Genomic DNA, 18,262 nt, shown 5'->3' with positions numbered 1-18,262 from the left:
GGTTTGTCCTGATGCCGGGCGCTTCGCGGGTCGGCTGGACGATAACGAATCGGTAGCCTGCTGGTGAGGGGGTGACCTGATGCGGGACCTGGTGGTCGGCGATCCGCGCACGGTCGGTGACTACGCGGTGCTCGGCCGCCTCGGCCGGGGCGCGATGGGCACGGTCTACCTGGGCCGTTCCCCGGGCGGCAGGCTCGTCGCGGTCAAGGTCGCCCGCGCGGGCCTCGCCGAGGACCCCGACTTCCGCGCCCGCTTCCGCAACGAGATCGCCATGGCCCGCGCCGTCGGCGGCTTCTGGACCGCCGCCGTCGTCGCCGCCGACCCGGACGCCGACCGACCGTGGCTGGCCACCGAGTACGTCGCGGGCCCAACCCTGACCGAGGTCGTCCGCGCCAGTGGCCCCCTCCCCGAACCCGTCCTGCGCGCACTGCTCGCAGGCCTGGCCGAAGCCCTCACCGCCATCCACACCGCTGGCCTGGTCCACCGCGACCTGAAACCGTCCAACGTCCTCCTCGCCGCCGACGGCCCCCGCGTGATCGACTTCGGCATCGCCAAAGCACTGCACGGCACCGCCATGACCGCGACCGGAGTCCTGTTCGGCACCCCCGGCTACCTCTCCCCAGAACAAATCTCCGGCCACGAAGTAGGCCCTCCCAGCGACGTCTTCGCCCTCGGCGCCGTCATCGTCTACGCCGCCGCCGGTCAAGGCCCCTTCGGCGAAGCCGAGCCACACGCCCTGCTGTACCGAGCCGTGCACACCGGCCCAAACCTCACCGGAGTCCCCTCCGCCCTGCGCCCCGTGCTGTCCCGATGCCTCAACACCCGACCAGAACTCCGCCCCACCACAGCCGAGTTGATCGAGGAATCGGGCTGTACCTGGCTCCCGGGCACCGCGTCCAGCGTTGTCCCGTCCCGGACGCGTGCCGTGCCCGAGGGGTGGCCGGTCGGACCGGACCCCGGTCAGGAGCCGAGTACCCCTGCTCAGTCTGGGGGTCGGTCCGCCAGGGCGGCCGCTGATGCGCCTCCGACCCGCGCCTGGCCGGGGGATTGGCTCGCCGGAGTGGATCCGGCCCCGTCGCCCGCGGCCTCGGACGGTGTTTCGCCCCGGACCCGCGTGTGGTCTGGTGGGCAGTCTGCCGACGTGGACTCCGGTCGGGATCGTTCATCCGCCGTGCCGGGCACCAGTGCTCAGTCCGTCGGCGCGGGCTCTGATGTGCCTCCGACCCGCGCGTGGCCTGAGGGTGGGCCTGCCAGCGTGGATCCGGCCCCATCGCCCGTGGTGTCAGATGGTGTTTCGCCGCGGACTCGTGTGTGGTTTGGTGAGCAGTCTGCCGACGTGGGTTCCGGTCAGGATCATTCATCTGCGGTGCCAGGCACCCGTGCTCAGTCTGAGGGTCGGTCCGCCAGGGCGGCCGCTGATGCGCCTCCGACCCGCGCCTGGCCGGGGGATTGGCTCGCCGGAGTGGATCCGGCCCCGTCGCCTGCGGCCTCGGACGGTGTGCCGCCCCGGACCCGCGTGTGGTCTGGTGAGCAGTCTGCCGACGTGGACTCCGGTCGGGATCGTTCATCCGCGGCATCAGGTACCCGTGCTCAGCCTGGCGCTGGTGTGCCTCCGACCCGCGCGTGGCCTGAGGGTGGGCAGAGCGGAGCGGGTCCGGCCCCGTCGCCTGTGGTGTCGGGCGGTGTTTCGCCCCGGACTCGCGTGTGGTCCGGTGAGCGGCCTGCCGACGTCGACTCCGGTCGGGCCCGGCGATCAACCGTCGCTGTCGAATCTGGGGTCGCTCTTGCTCGGCTGGAGTTGCGGACCGGGCGGGCGGTGCCGTTGTTGTGGGCGTCGGCGGCGGTCGTCGCGATGGTTGTCCCGTTCCTGGTCGCCACCGCCTCCAGCGACTCCACCGTCGTCGCGGGGTGTGTGGCGGTTGTCGTGCTGCTCGGTTTGCAGGCTGTTCGGGGGGTGCTGCGTGCTCTCCGTACCCGCAGGCAGGCTGTCGCGGTGACCGGTGTCGGGCTGTGGGTCTCGTCGGGCGCGGGGGAGCGGCAGTTGCGCTGGTCCGAGATCACCCGGGTCCGCGTGGTCGGTGACGCCAAGCCGTGGCTGGTCCTGTGGCTGCGTGACCCCCACACCGGCAAAGACCTCGGCAAGCGCTTCTCCCGACGTCACGGCGGCGTCCGGGTCTACCCCGTCTCGCACCACCTCAGCCCCCGGCGCAGGCACCGCGACACAGACGACCTGCGGGCCGCGCTGCACCGACACGCCCCCGACGCCTACGACCCGGCGCCATAGGTTGGCATGTGCTAACTTCCGTTGTCATGTCCGCGACCCCCTCGGGCGACGAGTTGGTCCGCATGCTGGCGACCTTGGCCAACCCGCACCGCCTGCGCGTCATCGCCACCCTTGTCGGCGAGCGCACCTACGTCAGCAGGCTCGCCCGCGAACTGGGCATCAGCCGCGCCCTGCTCCAGGTCCACCTCCGCAAGCTCGAAGCGGCCGGCCTGGTCTCGGCGCATTTGGAACTCTCCGCCGACGGCAAGGCCATGAAGTTCTACGAGGTCACCCCGTTCGCCCTGACCCTCACCCCCACCACCATCGCCGCCGCCGCCCGCACCCTCACCACGCAGCCGTAACCCCCATCGGTATTCCCTGGCGAGAGAGGGGATCCCCCCATGAGACGGCTGTACTCGCCGAACACCCTCCGACTCACCGCCGCCATACTGCTGGCCGCCGCCACGATCGCCCTCAACGCATCCACCCAGACCCCCACCGCCGACACCTCAACGCCCCCGACGGGTCCAGGCGGCCCCCACCCCATCCCGGGGGGCGGCCCCGGTTCCAGTCTACCGGCTGGCGAGCGTGGTGGAAGGATCGTCTGGATGCTGGGGATGGGTCGACCCGATGTGGACAACTCGACCGCCCCGACGGGTCCGGGCGGCCCCCACCTCGTCCCGCAGGGCTCCGTCACAGTCGGTGGTCCGCATGGGAGAACGGTCTCTGGTTGATCATGAGTGCCCCGGGTCCCATGATCATGTGAGACTGCCTGTTCCCCGATCGCGCTCGTGGTGGACCGTGCGGGTCGGGAACACCTTCAACACGGTGTTGTGTGGCGGGATCTCCGCATGGGGTGCGTCACTCGCAGGCCACGGTGTTGACCATGGCGCCGGTGGCCGCCGGTCCTGTCCCCTCACGGCGATGATCTAGAGAGTGGGTCGCGGACGCGCCGCGCTGGGAACGCGGCGGGATCCTCATCGCGGCCGGTATGTCGCGCCCAGCGAGCACCGGGTCCGCGACCCCACCTACCGCGAAGACCACTCCCGAGCCCGCACCGCCACCACACCCCGCGCCACAGCCACCCCGCGCACCCTCGCCCTCAGCGCCCCACGCCTGACCGGAACCACCACCATCGCCCAAGCCCACCGCCCCATGGCCCGCGACACCACCCGACCACCACACCTACTCGGAATCCCCACCCCACCAGCACAAAACCGACTCCGACGGAACCCTGCACCCTCCGGGCGGCCCCCACCCTCCCGGGGGGCAGCCCCGGTCCCAGTTTACCGGCTAACGGGCATGGCGGAAGGATCGTGTGGATGCTGGGGATGGGTCGAGCCGATGTGGACAACTTGACGGCCCGGACGGGTCCAGGCGGCCCCCACCCCATCCCGGGGGGCGGCCCCGGTCCCAGTCTACCGGCTAACGGGCATGGCGGAAGGAACGTGCGGAAGCTGGGGATACGTCGACCCAATGTGGACAACTCGACAGCCCCAACAGCGCGGCGCCCACGGCCGTCGCCGGCCCACCCGCCGTCAGCACCCCCGGCTCAGCGTCCGGTTCTGATCACGATCACGGCCGAAACAGATGCGACAGCCCCGTGATGGCGAGCATCCGGGCCAGGTTCGGGTCGATCGCCGGCACGGACAGCCTCCCCCCGACCCCAGTCACCCGCTTGTACGCGGTGAGCAGCGCCGACAACCCGCTGGAGTCGCAGAACGCCAACTCCCCGAGGTCAAGGGTCAGGATGGCTCCCCGCGGCAACGGCAGCGCCGCCACCATCGCGGTCAGTTCCGGCGCGGTGGCGTAGTCGAGTTCCCCGCTGAGCGCCAGCCCGCCGTCGCGTAGGTGGGCGATGTCGAGGGTGTGGGGATCGGTCTTCACCGCGGTTGGGCTCCTCAGCTTGGCTGTAGCGGCGAGGTACCCGCTTCGGGCGAGGGCCACACGTGACACCCACGTGTGACGGATGTCCGAAGTGGACTCGAAGTGCGGGGGTTTCACACCTCGCGCAGACCGAGTCGGCGGAGTTCCAGGCCCGCCAGCACGCGGACCGCCGCCGGGTCGGCCGAGCGCCAGCCGTCGCCCACCGGGCCGACTCCGGCCAGCCGGGTGAACGGCTGGGTCGACAACGCGCGCAGCGCCAGCAGGTCGTGACCGTGCTCGCCCAGCGCGCGCAGCCGCACGGCCCCGGTGGCCTGACGGGTGTAGTGCACGCGCAGTGGCAGCCAGGTCAGCACCAGGAACAGCACCGGTACCACGATCAGCACGACCGTCAGCCAGAACGCCAGGTCCTCCACCGCGCTGATCTGCTGCCAGCCCGCGTCGGAGATCCGGATTCCGGCGTCCGACCCGGTGTGCAGCGCGTCGGCCAGTGAGCCGCCCACCAACGGGACGTGACTGGCCTTGTCGGCCGCCGTGTCGAAGGTGCCCCGTAAGGCGGTCCCAGCGTCGACCAGGCGGTCGCCGGGGGCGCGCAGGGCGAGCACGGTGTCGCGGACGGTCAGCGCCAGCCACACGGCCAGCCCGGCCACCGCGATGGCGGCGAGGTCGGCGAGCAGTTGGCGGAGCAGGCGGTTCGGGCGTTCGGCGTAGACCTTCATGTGTCCCTCCGGCCGGGCGGGTCAGCCGGCGAGGGCTTGCCCGCCGGCGAGGCCCGCCCAGAATGCCGCTACCCCGGCGGTCACCGACAGCACCACGTTGAGCACGGCCCGGCGCGGCGCCCGCGCCTCGAAGAGGACCGTGGTCTCGTAGGAGAAGGTGGAGTACGTGGTCAGCGCCCCGCAGAAGCCGGTTCCCAGCAGCAGTTGCAGGTGCGCGACCCCGGTGACCACGCCCAGCACGGTGCTGCCGACCACGTTGACCACCAGCGTGCCGCGCGGGAACCCGGTGGGCCGGGGGATGGCCCGGTCGACCAGGTAGCGCAGCGGGGCGCCGACGGCCGCGCCCAGCGCGACCTGCGCGACCGGGTTCACCGCAGCCCCGCCAGCCGCCGGGTGGTGAACATTCCCAGTGACACCCCGGCGAGTGCCGCTGTAAGCGTGGCGATCAGGTAACTGAATGCTTCCAGCGGCGCCGTCGGGACCAGTCGGCAGAAATCCGCGCAGAATGTCGAGAAAGTGGTGAATCCACCCAGGACGCCCGTTCCGAGAAACAGTCTGACCAGGGGGTGCGGAATGCGGACCTCGGTCACCAAGACCATCAATACACCCATCGTCAGACATCCGACAGCGTTGATTCCCAGCGTTGTCCACGGGCCGGGCCACAGCGTGCCCGCGCCGTACCTGGCCAGTGCCCCGATCACCCCGCCCACCGCTACCGTGATCACCGCCGCGCTGGTCTGCCGCACCGCCACCGCCCTGTCGTGTGGATCGCCGGGATACCTGTTGTGCCCGGACGGCCGCGCTGTAGAGGATGCCCCCATGCTGTTGTTGCGGCCCGACGACCTCCCCGCCGTCGTCGACGACCTCGCCGAGTTGCTGGTCGACGCGGTGGCGGCGGGCGCCTCGGTGGGGTTCCTGCACCCGCTGCGCCCCGAGGCCGCCCGGACCTGGTGGTTAGGACTGGAGTCCGCTTTGGCCTCGGGTCGGCTGCTGCTCTGGGTTGTCCGCGCTGGTGAACGGGTGGTCGGGACTGTCCAACTCAGACTCGCCGACTACGACAACGGCAGGCACCGGGCCGAGTTGGCCAAGCTCATCGTGCACCGGGACGCGCGCGGTCGCGGGCTGGGGCGGGCACTTTTGGCGGCGGCGGAAGAGGGTGCGCTGGCCCGCGGGGTGACGCTGTTGTTGTTGGACACCGAGTCGGACAGCCCGGCGGACGCGCTCTACCGGTCCTGCGGGTGGATCGAGGTCGGTGTTGTCCCTGGTCACTCGCGCGATCCCGAAGGGGTCCTCCGGGCGACCACCTTCTTCCGCAGGCACCTGGGCGGCGCTGTGGTGCACGACACGCAACCGCGTCACTTTGGTCCTCGGGGCGACCGGAGTCAAGAGGCGGATTCGAACTGATTTCACACCGTTGCCGCCGAGAAAATAGCAAGATCGAGTTCGACATCGGTGCTGGCCAAGCCCATATTCACCGAGTATGGTCTAGACCAAATCACCCATCTGTCCGATTGCCCGGCCACCGGGTCCGCCCCGAGCATTGGGCGGCGCCCCGCGAACCGGTCGCGTGACGGTCGAAGGAGTTTCTACATGTCCGGTGCGCTTCCGCAGAACCCCAGTCGTCGGTCTGTGCTCAAGGGGCTGGGGATGGCCGCGCTCGCGGCGGGTCCGCTCTCCGCGTGCGCCTTCGGCTCCGATGACAGCAACAACACCGGTTCCGGCCCCACCGGGACCAAGTCCGCCGACAACCCGTTCGGTGTCGCGGCCAACGCGGGCCTCGAGGTCGTGATCTTCAAGGGTGGCTTGGGCGACGCCTACGCCACCGACGTGCACGAGCCGATGTACAAGAAGGAATTCCCGCAGGCCAACATCAAGCACGTGCCCACGCAGCAGATCGCGCAGACGCTGCAGCCGCGCTTCGCCAGCGGCGACGTGCCCGACGTCATCTCCAACGCGGGCAGCGACATGATGGACAACGGCGCGCTGCAGGGCGAGGGCCAGTTGCTCGACCTGACCGAGCTGTTCGACGCCCCCGCGCTCGGCGGCAGCGGCAAGGTCCGCGACTCGCTGATGCCCGGCAGCGTCGAGGCCGGTCTGGTCGCGGGCAAGCCGTTCCTGATGAAGTACATCTACACCGTGTACGGCCTCTGGTACGACTCGGCGCTGTTCCAGAAGAACAACTGGGCCCCCGCCACCACCTTCGAGGAGTTCGACGCCCTCCTCGGCAAGATCAAGGCCGCGGGCCTCAAGCCCTACGCCTACGCGGGCAAGAACGCGTCCTACTACCAGTACTGGATGATCGCCATCACCGCGGGCAAGATCGCGGGCAACCAGGTGCTCATCGACATGGACAACCTCAAGGACGGCGTCTGGACCTCCGACCCGGTCCGCCAGGCGGCCGAGGCCTGGGCGATGATCGGCAAGAAGTACCTCGACCCGTCGTTCGAGGGCCTGATCCACACCGAGGTGCAGACCGCGCAGAACCAGGGCCAGGTCGGCATGTACCCGAGCGGGTCGTGGCTGGAGAACGAGCAGAAGGACCAGACCCCGGCCACCTTCCAGTACGCGGTCGCCCCGACGCCGAGCGTGAGCGCGTCCGACAAGCTGCCCTACGGCGCCGTCCGCGCCGCCGCGGGCGAGAGCTACATCATCCCGTCCAAGGCCAAGAACCGCGCCGGCGCGCTGGAGTACATGCGCATCATGCTCTCCAAGGAGGGCGCGCGCGGCTTCACCCAGAAGACCGGCAACATCACCGTGGTCAAGGGTGCCGCCGACGGCCTGTCGCTGTCCCCGGGCAACAAGAGCTCCAACGAGGCGCTCAACAAGGCAGGCGACAACATCATCACCTACAACCTGTTCGAGGACTGGTACAAGGAGTTCGAGACCGCGCTGCGCTCGAAGACCAACGAGCTGATGTTCGGCCGGATCTCCGCTGAGGAGTTCTGCAAGCAGGTGCAGGCGAAGGCCGACGCGGTCAAGGCCGACTCCTCCACCCCGAAGCAGAACCGCACCTCATGAGGCTTCCCCGCGGCGGCGCCAGGTTCGTCTTCGGCTTCCTGGCGCTGCCGGTCCTCCTCTACCTGGTCTTCATGATCGGGCCGTACCTGCAGGCGTTCTACCTGGCGTTCACCGACTGGCGCGGTGTGTCGGCCAGCCCGCACTTCAACGGCATCGACAACTTCGTCAAGCTGTTCAAGGACGAGGTGTTCTGGAAGGCCGTCACCCACCACCTGGTGCTGCTCGTCGCGCTCCCGCTGATCACCCTGGTCATCGGGTTGTTCTTCGCGTTCCTGCTCAACATGGGCGGCGGCACGAAGGGCGTGCGGGGTTCGAAGTTCTACCAGGCCGTGTTCTTCTTCCCGCAGGTGCTGGCGGTCGCCGTCATCGGCGTGCTGTTCCAGGCGATGTACCGGCCGGACAAGGCGGGCGTGCTCAACGGCCTGCTCGACGCGCTCGGCCTGCCCTCGGTCGGCTGGCTGACCAACCCGAACCTGGCGCTGTGGTCGCTGATCGCGGTGCTGGTGTGGCAGTCGGTCGGCTTCTACGTGGTCCTCTTCGCCGCGGGCATGGCCAGCATCCCGCAGGAGGTCATCGAGGCGGCGGAGCTCGACGGGTGCAGCAAGGCCCGGATGTTCTTCCAGGTCACCCTGCCGCTGCTGTGGGACACCGTGCAGGTCGCCTGGGTGTACCTGGGCATCGCGGCGTTCGACGGGTTCGCCCTGGTCGCCACCCTCTCGGTGGACCGCGGCGGCCCGGACGGCGCGACCACCGTGCTGCCGCTGGAGATCTGGCGCAACGCGTTCACCTTCTCCAAGTACGGCTACGCGTCGTCGATGGGTGTGGCGCTGTTCATCCTCAGCCTCACCTTCGCCGTGCTCACCCTGCGGGTGACCCGGCGGGAACGGATCGAGTACTGACATGAGCGTCACCTTGGACCCACCGGTCGAGCGCCCGACCCCGGCACCGGCTCGGCGCCGGGTCAACCGCGGCGGCAACCCGGTCCTCAGTGGACTTTCCCACCTCGCCCTGGTGATCTGGGCGGGCACCGTGATCCTGCCGATCCTGTGGACGTTCCTGGCCTCGTTCAAGACGAACACCCAGATCTTCACCCAGCCGCTCGGGCTGCCCAGCTCGATCCACTGGGACTCCTGGGGCCGGGCGTGGGACAAGGCCAACATCGGCCGGTACCTGTTCAACAGCGTGCTGGTGGTCGGCCTGTCCACCGCCGGGACGATGCTGCTCGGCGCGATGGCGGCCTACGTGCTGGCCCGGTTCTCCTTCCGGGGCAGCCGGTTCCTCTACGTCATGTTCGTCTCGGGCATGGTGTTCCCGGTGTTCCTCGCCCTGGTGCCGCTGTTCTTCGTGGTGCGCAACCTGGGCCTGCTCGACACGTACACCGGCCTGATCCTGGTCTACATCGCGTACTCGCTGCCGTTCACGGTGTTCTTCCTGACCGCGTTCTTCCGCACCTTGCCCTCGCAGATCGCGGAAGCGGCGATCATCGACGGCGCCTCGCACACCAGGACGTTCTTCCAGATCATGGTGCCGATGGCCAAGCCGGGCCTGATCAGCATCACCATCTTCAACGTGATCGGCCAGTGGAACCAGTACCTCTTGCCGATCGTGCTGCTCTCCGGCAACGTGCAGGACAAGTGGGTGCTCACCCAGGGCATCGCGAACATCTCCACCAACGCGGGCTACCAGGCCGACTGGCCCGGCCTGTTCGCCGCGCTGAGCATGACGATCATCCCGGCGCTGGTGATCTACCTGATCTTCCAGCGGCAGATCCAGGCAGGCCTCACCTCGGGAGCCATCAAGTGAAACTCGCTGTCGTCGGCGGCGGCTCGACCTACACCCCGGAGCTCGTGGACGGCATCGCCCGGCTGCGCTCGGAGTTACCGGTCACCGAGCTGGTGCTGATCGACCCGGACGCCCGGCGGCTGGAACTGGTCGGGGGTGTGTCCGCGCGGATCCTCGCCCGCGCGGGCCACCCGGCCAAGATCACCACGAGCAGCGAGTTGGAACTGGGCGTGGCGGGCGCCGACGCGGTGCTGCTGCAGTTGCGCGTCGGCGGTCAGGCCATGCGCCACCAGGACGAGACGGTGCCGCTGGAGTGCGGCTGCGTCGGCCAGGAGACCACCGGCGCGGGCGGTCTGGCCATGGCGCTGCGCACGGTGCCGGTGGTGCTCGACGCGGCCGAGCGGATCGCCTCGGTCGCGCCGCGCGCCTGGATCGTGGACTTCACCAACCCGGTCGGCATCGTCACCCGGGCCCTGCTCGACGCCGGGCACCGGGCCATCGGCCTGTGCAACGTGGCGATCGGCTTCCAGCGCCGGTTCGCCGCGCTGCTCGACGTCGAACCCGACCGGGTGGCCCTCGACCACGTCGGCCTCAACCACCTCACCTGGGTCCGCTCGGTCTACGTGCGCGGCGAGGACGTCCTGCCGCGGCTGCTCGACCAGCACGGCGAGGTGATCGCCAAGCAGATCGGGCTGCCGGAGAGCGTCCTGCACCGGCTGGGCGTGGTCCCGTCGTACTACCTGCGGTACTTCTACGAGCACGACGCCGTCGTCGAGGAGCAGCGGGTCTCGCCGACCCGGGCCAGCGCGGTCGCCGAGGTCGAGGACAAACTGCTCGCGCTCTACGCCGACCCGTCCGTCGACACCAAGCCGGACCTGCTGGCCAGCCGCGGCGGCGCATTCTACTCCGAGGCCGCGGTGGCCCTGCTCGCGTCGCTGTTCGGTGAGGGCGGGGACGTGCACGTGGTCAACGTCCGCAACAACGGCACGCTGCCGTTCCTGCCGGACAACGCCGTCATCGAGGTCCCGGCGACGGTGACCGGCGCGGGCGCCCAGACCTGGCCGATCGCCCCGGTCGCGCCGTTGCAGGCGGGCCTGATCTCGCACGTGTCGGCGTACGAGTCGATCGCCGTGCGCGCCGCCATCACCGGTGGCATCGACCTGGTCACCGAGGCGCTGCTCGCGCACCCGTTGATCGGTCAGGTGTCGGTGGCGGAGAAGCTGGCCGCCCGGCTCGTCGAGGTCAACCGCCCGTACCTGCCCTGGGTGTCATGAAGACGCTCCTCGCGGTCGACGGCGGCAACAGCAAGACCGACATCGCCCTGCTCCGCGCCGACGGCACCCTGTTGGCGCGGGGCCGGGGCCCCGGTTTCGAACCCCAGACCGTCGGCGTCGAGGCCGCCGTCGACGTCGTCTACCGCACCGCCGCGTCGGTGCTGGGCACCAACCCCCCGTACGCCGACCACGTCGCCGCGTACTTGGCCGGGGCCGACCTCCCCGAGGAGGAAACCGCCCTGCGCGACGAGTTCCTGCGGCGCTCCATCGGCTCGACGGTCGAGATCGGCAACGACACCTTCGCCCTGCTGCGCGCCGGAACCACCCGCTGGGGCGTCGCGGTTGTTTGCGGCGCCGGCGTGAACGCCGCGGGCATCGGCCCTGACGGGCGGGTCGCCCGTTTCCCCGCCCTCGGCCGCCTGACCGGCGACTGGGGCGGCGGCCAACACCTCGGCGAGGAAGTCCTCTGGCACGCCGTCCGCGCCGAGGACGGCCGCGGCCCCGCCACCTCGCTGGTGTCCCTGGTCAGTTCGCATTTCGAGGCGGACACCGCCACCGACGTGGCCATCGCCATCCACCGCGGCGAAATCCCCCGCGCCCGCCTGGGTGAACTGACCCCACCCCTGCTGACCTTCCCCGACCCGGTCGCCGAGTCCCTGGTCGCCCGCCTGGTCGACGAGGTCTGCGCCCTGGGCTGCTCCATCCTGTCCCGTTTGGACCTGCTGACCACCCCGGTCGACGTAGTCCTTGGCGGCGGAGTGTTGACCGGCGGCGCCCCAAGCCTGATGACCGCCCTGGAATTCGGCTACGCCGAACGCGCCCCCCTGGCCCACCTGGTGATCGCCGAAAACCCCCCGGTCGTCGGCGCCGCCCGCCTCGGCCTCGACCAACTCGGCGCCTCCACCGACGCCCAGGACCGCTTGACGGAGATGTTCGCTTAGCCCGTGCCCAACGCGGTGGCGGGAATCGGCGGTGCACCGCCGATCTCGCCGCACCGAAACTCGGCAGCAGCCCCACCCCGCGCACCCGGACACCAGCACCTACACGCTCGCGGCGAGCACATCCTCATCGGCCATGTTCTGTTGCCACCACCCTGCGGGTGCACCCTCCAAGGACGGCAACAACGACCGCGCCGGCCACAAACCTGACGGGCGATCCGCGATCAACGCCCCTCAACCACGATCACCACAACGACCCGCCACCACAATGGACACAGTCTTAGCGGCTCGACCCGGAACGTGGGCAGGTCGAGACCCGGCCAATGTTCCAGGCGGGCCCCTAACCCATCGGGTGGATCTTCCGGTTGGTGACATCGGTCAGCTTGTCCGGGTTGGCCACGTTGTGGATGGCGGCTACCTGACCGGTTTCGTCCAGGTCGAGGGTCAGGGTCGCGATCACCCGGCCACCGCCGCTGAACACGATTCCCGCCCCGCCGTTGAGTTCCACGACCTCCGCGGTCATGTCGGCGGGCATGATCCCCTGGTACGGCCGGTCCGCGATCCCGGCGAACCACGCCGCGACCCGGTCCGCCCCGAAGACCGGTCGCATCGCCTGCCGCACCTTGCCACCACCGTCGGTCCACAGTGCCACGTCCGGGGCCAGCAACCCCATCAGCGAGTTGATGTCCCCACCGGCCGCCGCCGCGATGAACTGCTCGGTCGCGCGCCGCTGCCTGGCTTTGTCCTGGTGGAACCGAGGCCGTCGCGCCTGCACGTGGTTCTTGGCGCGCAAAGCCGCCTGCCGCACGGTGTCCTCGGACCGGTCGACCGCCTCCGCGATCTCCCGGTGCGAGAACCCGAACGCCTCCTTCAGCACGAACACCGCCCGCTCCAACGGACTCAACGACTCCAACACCACCAGCAACGCCTGCGACACGGAGTCGCCGAAATCCGAAGTGGACTCAGTGAGGATCGGTTCCGGCAACCACGGCCCCACATACGTTTCCCGACGCCGCTGCACCGACCGCAGCCGGTCCATGGCCACATTGGACACAATCCGCACCAGGTACGCCTTGACATCCCGAACCTGCTCGTGGTCCGTACCCGCCCACCGCACCCACGCGTCCTGCACCGCGTCCTCCGCGTCCGCCGCCGACCCCAACAGCCGGTACGCCACCGAGAACAGCAGGCTCCGGTGCTCGTCGAACACACTCATCGCGTGTACCGCCCACCCCGCCGCCACGCGACCGTCCCCGACGCGGGCACCTTCACCATCCGCCGGAACGACGGCCACGGCGCCGAACTCACCGTCTCCTTGTACCAAACCGCCACCCGCCCCGACAACCACGCCCGCTTGGCCGTCCCGTCCGGCCGGGTGAACTGCACGACCGCGTGCCTGCGTCCCAGGCTCACCGGGGCGTGCAGGTATCCGAACCGGAACCGCTTTGGCGCCTTGCCGCGCAGTTCCCGCACGATCGACGTCGCCGCGTGCACTCCCGTCGGCATCCCGCTCTGGCAGGTCCCGTGCAGCACCCCGAACTCCTGCCGGACCGCCGCCGCGTCCCCGACCGCGTACACCTCCGGGTGTGACACCGACCTGAGCGCCGCGTCGGTGACCACCCGGTCGAGCTCGTCCACCTCAAGCCCCGCCGCCCTGGCCAGTTCCGACCCGCGCACCCCACCGGCCCAGATCACCTGACCGGTGCTGATCGTCTCGCCGCTGTCCAGGACCACCTCGTCCCGCAGCACCTTGACGACCTCACCGCGCCGCACCTCGACGCCCAGTTCGCCGAGCACCCGCTGCAGGTACGCCCTGGCCTTGGCGTTCAACTCCGCCCCCGGCTCAGCCCGGCCCACCAGCACGACCCGGTGTCCCGCCTCAGCCAGCTCGGCCGCCGTCTCCACCCCGGTCAGCCCGGTCCCGCACACCACCGTGTCGGTGACCTGAACCGCCTCCGCCTGATCCAGCGTGAACGCGTACTCCTCGACCCCGGGCACCCCGGCCGTGTCCGGCACCCCGCCGAGCGCGTAGACCAGCCGGTCGTACCCGATGACCCGCTCACCCACCCGCACCGTCCGGGCCGCCAGGTCGATCCCGCCAACCCAGCCGTCGACGAACTCGACCCCCGTACCGTCCAGCAGCTCGGGGATGCTCAGCTTCGGCAACTGTTGCCCCGCCGCCACCTGGTGCAACCGGAGCCGTTCGGTGAACCGCGCCCCGTTGTTGACCAGCGTGACCCGCTGCCCTCGCCCCGCGATCCCCACGGCGGCCGTCATACCCGCGTATCCCGCACCCAGCACCACGATGTTGTCCATGCTCCCAAGACGAGTCCTGCCCGAGCCCATGTGAACTCACGTGACCCAGGTCACTCCCAACCCTTGTCGGATCGAGTCGGGGACGTTCGTAGCAGGGGTGGAACCACCGAGACAGAGGAACGATGAAGCTCACCACCAACACCCAGATCACCCTCGACGGAGTCGTCCAGGGCAACGGCGGCGCCTCGGCCGAGGACCGCCGAAACGGGTTCGACCGTGGCGGCTGGGCTCGGGGCGTGGGCGACCAGGACACCACGGCGTTCATCAACGAGTACTACCAGCGTGCGGACGCGTTCTTGTTCGGCAGGCGCACCTTCGACCTGTTCGCGGGCTCGTGGGGCACCATGACGGTCGAGGACGCCCCCGGCTGGGAGCCCGTCCTGAAGTCGCTCAACACCCGCCCCAAGTACGTCGCGTCGACCACCCTCACCGACCCGGCCTGGTCGGGCACCACCGTCCTGCCCGACGCCGCCGCCATCGCCGACCTGAAGGCCGAGCCCGGCGGTGAGCTGCAGGTCCACGGCAGTGGCACGGTGGTCCGGTGGCTGCTGGCGAACAACCTGGTCGACGAGCTGACCCTGATCGTGGTCCCGGTGGTCCTCGGCCAGGGCACCCGCCTGTTCCCGGCGAACGGCCCGGACCTCGCGCTCGACCTGGTCGAGTCTCGGGTCGACTCGAACGGCGTCGCGATCCAGACTTACCGGCCCGCCGGGCGCCCCCGGTACGCGGCCTGACCGAACCCACCACCACCGGAGAGGATCTTCAGATGCAGTACCTGGTTTCCGTCATCGACGACAAGAGCGACCCCGGCAGCACCGACCGCCAGCCCGCCATCAGCGAGTTCAACGAGCGACTGATCGCCGACGGCTACTGGGTCTTCGCGGGTGGGCTCGCCGACACCGACGCGGCCACGGTCGTCGACAACCGGGGTGACCAGCCGGTGCTCACCGACGGACCCTTCATCGAGTCGAAGGAGTACCTGGCGGGCGTGTGGATCTGGGAGGCCCCCGACCTGGACGTCGCGCTCAAGCTCGCCGCCGAGGCCTCGAAGGCCTGCGACCGGAAGATCGAAGTACGGCCGTTCCAATGAGCGACGCGGAGCTGGCGGTCACCCGGGCCCACCGCGACGAGTGGGCCCGGGTGGTCGCCGCCCTGACCAGGCGCTTCGGCGACCTGGACATCGCCGAGGAAGCGGCGGCGGAAGCGTTCGCCACCGCTGTCGAACACTGGCGGGCCGACGGTGTGCCGCCCAACCCCGGTGCCTGGCTGACCACCACGGCGAACCGCAAAGCCATCGACCGCATCCGACGCGAGAACAAGCGCGACGACAAGCAGAAGGAGGCCCAGCTCATGCACGACGACTCACCCGACGCGCCAGGCGTCATCGACGACAACCGGCTCCGGCTGGTCTTCACCTGTTGTCACCCTGCTTTGGCGGTGGAGGCCCGCTTGGCGTTGACCCTGCGTATGGTCGGCGGCCTGACCGTCCCCGAGATCGCCCGCGCGTTCCTGGTGGCGGAGACGGCGATGGGCCAGCGCATCACCCGAGCCAAAGCCAAGATCAAAGCCGCCCGCATTCCGTACCGGGTGCCCGCCGCCGAAGACCTCCCCGCTCGCGTCGCCAGCGTGCTCACGGTGTTGTTCCTGGTTTTCAACGAGGGCTACCTGGCCTCCGGCCCCGACACCGACCCGCTGCGCCACGACCTGACGACGGAAGCGATCCGCCTCACCCGCCTGATCCGCACTCTTCTGCCGGAGGACGGCGAGGTCGCGGGCCTGCTGGCCCTCATGCTCCTCACCGAGGCCCGCCGCCCCGCTCGTGTGTCCCCGGACGGCGAACTGATCGCCCTCGGTGACCAGGACCGGGGGTCCTGGGATGCGGCGTTGATCGCCGAGGGCCACCAGTTGGTGCGCGAACGCCTGGCGGCCGGGGTCGCCCCCGGCCGCTACCAGATCCTCGCCGCGATCAACGCCGTGCACACGTCAGCTCGGGACGCCCGCGACACCGACTGGTCCCAGGTCCTGGCCCTGTACGACCAGTTGGTACGGATCGATGGGTCGCCGATCATCGTCCTGAACCGGGCTATCGCGGTCGCTGAGCTTGATGGACCGGAGGTCGCCCTGGCCTTGATCGACCGCCTGGAGTTGGGCGGTTACCACGCCTATCACGCCACCCGCGCCGACCTGCTGCGCAGAGTAGGCCGCAGCGAGGAATCACGGGCGGCGTACGGCAAGGCCATCGCCTTGGCGGGCAATACGGCCGAGATTGCGTATCTGACCCGCCGCCGCGACCAACTCGGGTAGATCAGGAAGCCACGCGCGAGACGAAGGCAGGCCAGGCCGTGTGGGGGATGGTGAGGCTGCCCGCGTCGGGGTTCTTGGTGTCACGGATCAACATGGCGTGCGGGGTCGGGCCGACCTCGACGCAGTCGCCCGTGGCGGTGCTGAAGCTCGACTTGCGCCAGGCAACTTCGACGCAACTGCCGGTGGCGGTGCTGAAGCTGGACTTGCGCCAGGCGACCTCGACGCAGCTACCGGTGGCGCTGCTGAAGCTGGACTTGCGCCAAGCGGATGTTGGGGAGGCAGGGATCATCACAGGTCCTTGATCACGTCGCGGATGAGGTCGAGCGACTCTCGTGGGGGTAGGGCCTGGCCTTGCACCGAACCGAATGCGTGGAGGTAACTGCGGACCACGCCGGTGTTCTCGTGCACGGTCCACGAGGTCATGCCATCAACATAGACGGCATCTTGCGGATCAGTCTCGTCAGGCCACTGGATGATCCCGAACGAGTCACCCAGTGCCGCATGGGCATCTGCGGTGAACGGCACCACCTGAACCGTGACGTCCTGTTCGCTCACGACCTGGCAGATGTGGCGCAACTGCTCGCGCAGCACCTCACCGCCGCCGATCTGCTGGCGGATCGCGCCTTCTCCCAGAACGGCGGTCAGCCGCATCCCGTCGTTGAGGCGCTTCTGGCGTCGCATCCGCAGATCCAGGTAGCGGTCAATATCCGCCACGCGCATGTGCGGCGATCCGGCTGTGATCACCCGTTCCGCGTACTCGCGAGTCTGCAGAAGGCCGTGAACGAGCGTCCCGTCGTAGACCCGTATCCACGACGCGTCTGCCTCCAACTCCATGAGCATCTGTACTGCTTCGGACAGGATGTCCCCGTAGTTCTGCCACCACCCAGGCTCATCAGCCTTCCGCCGCAACAACTCAAGCTGCCCCGCAGCATCCCCCGCTATCCCCAACACCTCCACCGCCCGCACCAACACCGCAGGTGACAGTTTCGTCTTCCCCGACTCGATCTTCGACCACGTCGCCTGGTGAATCCCGATCCGAGCCGCCACCTCGGTCCCCGACAGCCCCGCGTACACCCGGTGCCCCGCCAACCGCGCCCCGAGCCGCCTGCTGCGCACAGTCGGTCGCACTCGCACCCTCACTTCCGCAGACTCACCCGATCGGACCACCCGGGGCTGGCCATAATGCCCAGCATTATGCCCTACTATCTCCCTGACCCCCCGCGCAAAACGCTACCGCGCGCCCCACCACCGGATGAAAACACCCCAATCCCCGGCCCGATTACCACCCATTGAGGACCCCGCATGCCGAACGCCAACATTCCGCGACGAATCACCACCCAGCCCGAGTTCCTCTCCCTCCTCGACCGCATGGTCGCCGACACGGCCCCCCGCCTCTTCGCCATCGCCCAGCAATACGGCACCACCTTCGACGGCGAGATCATCGCCTGGGGCCTCAAATTCCGCGGCCGCCGCCCCCGCTGCGAGATCGTCTCCCCCCACTACCCCCTCCGCATGAGCCTCGAAAAGCCCGAAACCGCCCTCCACCTCCTCTCCCTCAACCCCGACTTCACCCCCCACCTCATCTGGCACACCCCCCACCGCCGCTAACCCCCCCCCCCACCCACACCGCCCGCCCTACCCGCCCCAAGCGATATCCGCCGTGCCCACTCAGCCCGGCCCCGCATACGCGAGGACGACTGACTCTCAATCCACGACCGCCACCTCATCGGGGGACCAGCTCCGCCTGCGCGGGGACGACGACAC

General features: G+C 69.6%; 20 protein-coding genes. 12 read left to right on the top strand and 8 right to left on the bottom strand.

Going from position 1 to position 18,262, the window contains the following annotated elements; genetic code table 11:
* The first annotated feature begins 79 nt into the window (after window positions 1–79).
* Window positions 80–2,284, top strand: coding sequence for a protein kinase domain-containing protein (locus H504_RS42605; RefSeq protein WP_157440521.1), 2,205 nt, complete (start codon window positions 80–82; stop codon window positions 2,282–2,284).
* A gap of 26 nt (window positions 2,285–2,310) precedes the next feature.
* The gene (locus H504_RS0119925; RefSeq protein ID WP_026424207.1) at window positions 2,311–2,625 is read left to right on the top strand and encodes an ArsR/SmtB family transcription factor; all 315 of its coding nucleotides are present in this window, start codon (window positions 2,311–2,313) and stop codon (window positions 2,623–2,625) included.
* A gap of 1,213 nt (window positions 2,626–3,838) precedes the next feature.
* On the opposite strand, the gene H504_RS42070 is transcribed toward H504_RS0119925, so the two are convergent.
* The 4 genes from H504_RS42070 to H504_RS0119905 form a co-directional block, all read right to left on the bottom strand.
* Window positions 3,839–4,150 carry an STAS domain-containing protein gene (locus H504_RS42070; protein WP_051386055.1) on the bottom strand — a complete coding sequence of 104 codons (312 nt, stop codon included), beginning with the start codon at window positions 4,148–4,150 and terminating at the stop codon, window positions 3,839–3,841.
* Window positions 4,151–4,263: 113 nt separating this feature from the next.
* Window positions 4,264–4,866, bottom strand: coding sequence for a hypothetical protein (locus tag H504_RS0119915; protein WP_026424205.1), 603 nt, complete (start codon window positions 4,864–4,866; stop codon window positions 4,264–4,266).
* A 21-nt stretch (window positions 4,867–4,887) separates the two neighbouring features.
* Window positions 4,888–5,238: a fluoride efflux transporter CrcB gene (gene crcB, locus H504_RS0119910; protein ID WP_026424204.1), complete on the bottom strand. Its 351-nt coding sequence runs from the start codon at window positions 5,236–5,238 to the stop codon at window positions 4,888–4,890.
* Window positions 5,235–5,618, bottom strand: a complete 384-nt coding sequence (locus H504_RS0119905) for a fluoride efflux transporter FluC (protein ID WP_026424203.1) — start codon at window positions 5,616–5,618, stop codon at window positions 5,235–5,237. The genes crcB and H504_RS0119905 overlap by 4 nt, the downstream gene beginning before the upstream one ends.
* A gap of 67 nt (window positions 5,619–5,685) precedes the next feature.
* Between H504_RS0119905 and H504_RS36040 the strand changes: the two genes are divergently transcribed.
* The 6 genes from H504_RS36040 to H504_RS0119875 all read left to right on the top strand — a co-directional run bounded on the left by H504_RS36040 (window position 5,686) and on the right by H504_RS0119875 (window position 11,881).
* Entirely contained in the window at window positions 5,686–6,270 is a 585-nt protein-coding gene (locus tag H504_RS36040) for a GNAT family N-acetyltransferase (RefSeq protein WP_084467910.1), read from the top strand.
* Between the two features lie 186 nt (window positions 6,271–6,456).
* Complete coding sequence (gene ngcE / locus H504_RS0119895) at window positions 6,457–7,884, top strand: N-acetylglucosamine/diacetylchitobiose ABC transporter substrate-binding protein (RefSeq protein WP_035305003.1); 1,428 nt, start codon at window positions 6,457–6,459, stop codon at window positions 7,882–7,884.
* Complete coding sequence (locus tag H504_RS0119890) at window positions 7,881–8,783, top strand: carbohydrate ABC transporter permease (RefSeq protein ID WP_026424201.1); 903 nt, start codon at window positions 7,881–7,883, stop codon at window positions 8,781–8,783. The genes ngcE and H504_RS0119890 overlap by 4 nt, the downstream gene beginning before the upstream one ends.
* Before the next feature lies 1 nt (window position 8,784).
* A complete protein-coding gene (locus H504_RS0119885; RefSeq protein WP_026424200.1) occupies window positions 8,785–9,687 on the top strand; it encodes a carbohydrate ABC transporter permease in 903 nt (300 codons plus the stop codon).
* Window positions 9,684–10,940: a 6-phospho-beta-glucosidase gene (locus H504_RS0119880; RefSeq protein WP_026424199.1), complete on the top strand. Its 1,257-nt coding sequence runs from the start codon at window positions 9,684–9,686 to the stop codon at window positions 10,938–10,940. The genes H504_RS0119885 and H504_RS0119880 overlap by 4 nt, the downstream gene beginning before the upstream one ends.
* Window positions 10,937–11,881, top strand: coding sequence for an N-acetylglucosamine kinase (locus tag H504_RS0119875; protein WP_051386054.1), 945 nt, complete (start codon window positions 10,937–10,939; stop codon window positions 11,879–11,881). The genes H504_RS0119880 and H504_RS0119875 overlap by 4 nt, the downstream gene beginning before the upstream one ends.
* 337 nt (window positions 11,882–12,218) lie before the next feature.
* Here the strand turns inward: H504_RS0119875 and H504_RS36035 are convergent, their stop codons facing one another.
* Together H504_RS36035 and H504_RS0119865 are read right to left on the bottom strand one after the other, a co-directional pair.
* Window positions 12,219–13,094, bottom strand: coding sequence for an RNA polymerase sigma-70 factor (locus tag H504_RS36035; RefSeq protein WP_035305015.1), 876 nt, complete (start codon window positions 13,092–13,094; stop codon window positions 12,219–12,221).
* The gene (locus tag H504_RS0119865; RefSeq protein WP_026424197.1) at window positions 13,091–14,194 is read right to left on the bottom strand and encodes an NAD(P)/FAD-dependent oxidoreductase; all 1,104 of its coding nucleotides are present in this window, start codon (window positions 14,192–14,194) and stop codon (window positions 13,091–13,093) included. Before H504_RS0119865 ends, H504_RS36035 begins: the two co-directional genes overlap by 4 nt.
* A gap of 122 nt (window positions 14,195–14,316) precedes the next feature.
* Between H504_RS0119865 and H504_RS0119860 the strand changes: the two genes are divergently transcribed.
* Genes H504_RS0119860 through H504_RS0119850 form a run of 3 tightly spaced genes read left to right on the top strand, consistent with a single transcriptional unit; the run spans window position 14,317 to window position 16,498 of the window.
* Window positions 14,317–14,928 (top strand): dihydrofolate reductase family protein, encoded by a 612-nt coding sequence (locus tag H504_RS0119860; protein WP_026424196.1) that lies wholly within the window; start codon window positions 14,317–14,319, stop codon window positions 14,926–14,928.
* A 32-nt stretch (window positions 14,929–14,960) separates the two neighbouring features.
* Window positions 14,961–15,284, top strand: coding sequence for a YciI family protein (locus H504_RS0119855; RefSeq protein WP_026424195.1), 324 nt, complete (start codon window positions 14,961–14,963; stop codon window positions 15,282–15,284).
* Window positions 15,281–16,498 (top strand): RNA polymerase sigma factor, encoded by a 1,218-nt coding sequence (locus H504_RS0119850; RefSeq protein WP_026424194.1) that lies wholly within the window; start codon window positions 15,281–15,283, stop codon window positions 16,496–16,498. The genes H504_RS0119855 and H504_RS0119850 overlap by 4 nt, the downstream gene beginning before the upstream one ends.
* 1 nt (window position 16,499) lies before the next feature.
* Here H504_RS0119850 and H504_RS0119845 read toward each other — a convergent pair whose 3' ends face one another.
* On the bottom strand, window positions 16,500–16,787 hold the full coding sequence (locus H504_RS0119845; RefSeq protein ID WP_026424193.1) for a DUF397 domain-containing protein: 288 nt from the start codon (window positions 16,785–16,787) through the stop codon (window positions 16,500–16,502).
* Window positions 16,787–17,614: a helix-turn-helix domain-containing protein gene (locus H504_RS0119840; protein ID WP_026424192.1), complete on the bottom strand. Its 828-nt coding sequence runs from the start codon at window positions 17,612–17,614 to the stop codon at window positions 16,787–16,789. Before H504_RS0119840 ends, H504_RS0119845 begins: the two co-directional genes overlap by 1 nt.
* 186 nt (window positions 17,615–17,800) lie before the next feature.
* Here H504_RS0119840 and H504_RS36030 point away from each other — a divergent pair, with 186 nt between their 5' ends.
* Window positions 17,801–18,106 carry a hypothetical protein gene (locus H504_RS36030; protein WP_051386053.1) on the top strand — a complete coding sequence of 102 codons (306 nt, stop codon included), beginning with the start codon at window positions 17,801–17,803 and terminating at the stop codon, window positions 18,104–18,106.
* Window positions 18,107–18,262: the final 156 nt, after the last annotated feature.

The sequence above is a fragment of the Actinokineospora inagensis DSM 44258 genome (assembly GCF_000482865.1).
Classification (GTDB): Bacteria; Actinomycetota; Actinomycetes; order Mycobacteriales; family Pseudonocardiaceae; genus Actinokineospora; species Actinokineospora inagensis.
The sequence above is the reverse complement of the archived record's forward strand: the minus strand, read 5'-3'. Positions and strand labels throughout refer to the sequence as shown.

Excerpts from the sequence above, each read along its gene's own strand:
- ngcE (WP_035305003.1), top strand. The coding sequence starts at position 6,457 with ATGTCCGGTGCGCTTCCGCAGAACCCCAGTCGTCGGTCTGTGCTCAAG.
- H504_RS0119890 (WP_026424201.1), top strand. The coding sequence starts at position 7,881 with ATGAGGCTTCCCCGCGGCGGCGCCAGGTTCGTCTTCGGCTTCCTGGCG.
- H504_RS0119860 (WP_026424196.1), top strand. The coding sequence starts at position 14,317 with ATGAAGCTCACCACCAACACCCAGATCACCCTCGACGGAGTCGTCCAG.
- H504_RS36040 (WP_084467910.1), top strand. The coding sequence starts at position 5,686 with ATGCTGTTGTTGCGGCCCGACGACCTCCCCGCCGTCGTCGACGACCTC.
- H504_RS36035 (WP_035305015.1), bottom strand. The coding sequence starts at position 13,094 with ATGAGTGTGTTCGACGAGCACCGGAGCCTGCTGTTCTCGGTGGCGTAC.
- H504_RS0119865 (WP_026424197.1), bottom strand. The coding sequence starts at position 14,194 with ATGGACAACATCGTGGTGCTGGGTGCGGGATACGCGGGTATGACGGCC.
- H504_RS0119855 (WP_026424195.1), top strand. The coding sequence starts at position 14,961 with ATGCAGTACCTGGTTTCCGTCATCGACGACAAGAGCGACCCCGGCAGC.
- H504_RS0119915 (WP_026424205.1), bottom strand. The coding sequence starts at position 4,866 with ATGAAGGTCTACGCCGAACGCCCGAACCGCCTGCTCCGCCAACTGCTC.
- H504_RS0119845 (WP_026424193.1), bottom strand. The coding sequence starts at position 16,787 with ATGATCCCTGCCTCCCCAACATCCGCTTGGCGCAAGTCCAGCTTCAGC.
- H504_RS0119850 (WP_026424194.1), top strand. The coding sequence starts at position 15,281 with ATGAGCGACGCGGAGCTGGCGGTCACCCGGGCCCACCGCGACGAGTGG.
- H504_RS0119925 (WP_026424207.1), top strand. The coding sequence starts at position 2,311 with ATGTCCGCGACCCCCTCGGGCGACGAGTTGGTCCGCATGCTGGCGACC.
- H504_RS0119875 (WP_051386054.1), top strand. The coding sequence starts at position 10,937 with ATGAAGACGCTCCTCGCGGTCGACGGCGGCAACAGCAAGACCGACATC.
- H504_RS36030 (WP_051386053.1), top strand. The coding sequence starts at position 17,801 with ATGCCGAACGCCAACATTCCGCGACGAATCACCACCCAGCCCGAGTTC.
- H504_RS42605 (WP_157440521.1), top strand. The coding sequence starts at position 80 with ATGCGGGACCTGGTGGTCGGCGATCCGCGCACGGTCGGTGACTACGCG.
- H504_RS0119885 (WP_026424200.1), top strand. The coding sequence starts at position 8,785 with ATGAGCGTCACCTTGGACCCACCGGTCGAGCGCCCGACCCCGGCACCG.